General features: G+C 40.6%; 2 protein-coding genes. Both read left to right on the top strand.

Features of this window, described 5'->3' with window-relative positions; all coding sequences use genetic code 11:
* The first annotated feature begins 18 nt into the window (after positions 1-18).
* On the top strand, positions 19-855 hold the full coding sequence (locus H3T44_RS09035) for a hypothetical protein (RefSeq protein ID WP_198196973.1): 837 nt from the start codon (positions 19-21) through the stop codon (positions 853-855).
* A 67-nt stretch (positions 856-922) separates the two neighbouring features.
* On the top strand, positions 923-1,177 hold the full coding sequence (locus H3T44_RS09030) for a hypothetical protein (protein ID WP_198196972.1): 255 nt from the start codon (positions 923-925) through the stop codon (positions 1,175-1,177).
* The last annotated feature ends 58 nt before the right edge of the window (positions 1,178-1,235 follow it).

Raw genomic sequence — 1,235 nt, 5'->3', positions numbered from 1 at the left:
AAAGAAAGGGGATACAAAATGAGACTTTATTCTTTGGCAAGTTTAATGATGATGTGTTTATCTCTAACCGCCTGTGCCAACAAGTTTTACATTCCTATCTGGAATAGGAAGGGAGATGCGAAACCCCTTTCCAAAACGGATGATGTAATAAGGGTTGTTGTTCCGGAAAGGTTGACAAAATATGTAGCTAAAACACGAAGTAATGATCCTGATTGGTTGGATGGATCAAAGTTAGCTGATTATATAGGTATGGCTAAACTTGATACGGAGGAGAGATTGCAAGATTTAGGCTATCAGTTAACTGATACAGGTCTTCATTCTGGTGATAGTGGAAAACCAAATAAAATAAAATGGGTTGATAGCCAGGGTAATGAAAGACAGGCCATGACACATGGAGGAAAACCAACTGTATATGCATTAATTGATTCTCAAGTTCTTGATACCTATACACAAAGATTTATATCTGAAGTGCCATATTCAAGTGATCCAAGCACAGGTGCGACCACCATGTGGACAAATCATGTCGATGAAGTCACCATGAATGCTATTAATTTTGGTATTAAATTGGTTAGGCCCATTGGGAAAGATAATCCCATTTATCAATGCAACAATTCCTCTTTGAGTACTAATTTTTGTACTTTTCCTGACAGTTATTGGGATGATACCTCCCATTATGAAACAATCTTTTATGGTATCGGGACTATGGATACAAATTCTCCTGATCCGGCACATATAGAACATCATTTGGTTTCATCAGTGTTGTATCAATATCCCAACTTGCTGGGTAAAAAACGTATTCATCAGATCAGCCAGTCTTTTTTCCAGGTAACAAAAGTTACTGATATTCCAAAATAATATTTATAGTAATCTTCTTTCTTATAGATATGACGACACGACAGATATAAACAAGATGGCTAGCGGCATGATCCATACCGGGATTATTGGCGGTGCGAGTGCGATTACCGGCATCATGGGTGGCAGTGACAGTCTCAATGGCACCAACACAGCCATTGACGCCATCACGGGTGGACTGACAAGACTGGCCCAGAACGCACCCAAGGTTGAGAAGGGTAAAAACAAAGGCAAAAAGCCGGCCGGTAAAGCGGGGCCGAAACCCAAAGCCGAACAGGCTGACGGGAACCCGGAGCGGACTGAAAAGAAAGGGGATACAAAATGAGACTTTATTCTTTGGCAAGTTTAATGATGATGTGTTTATCTCTAACCGCCTGTGCCAA

This window comes from Commensalibacter sp. M0355 (genome assembly GCF_016101365.1).
Classification (GTDB): Bacteria; Pseudomonadota; Alphaproteobacteria; order Acetobacterales; family Acetobacteraceae; genus Commensalibacter; species Commensalibacter melissae.
This window is presented reverse-complemented; position numbering and strand designations above follow the sequence as displayed.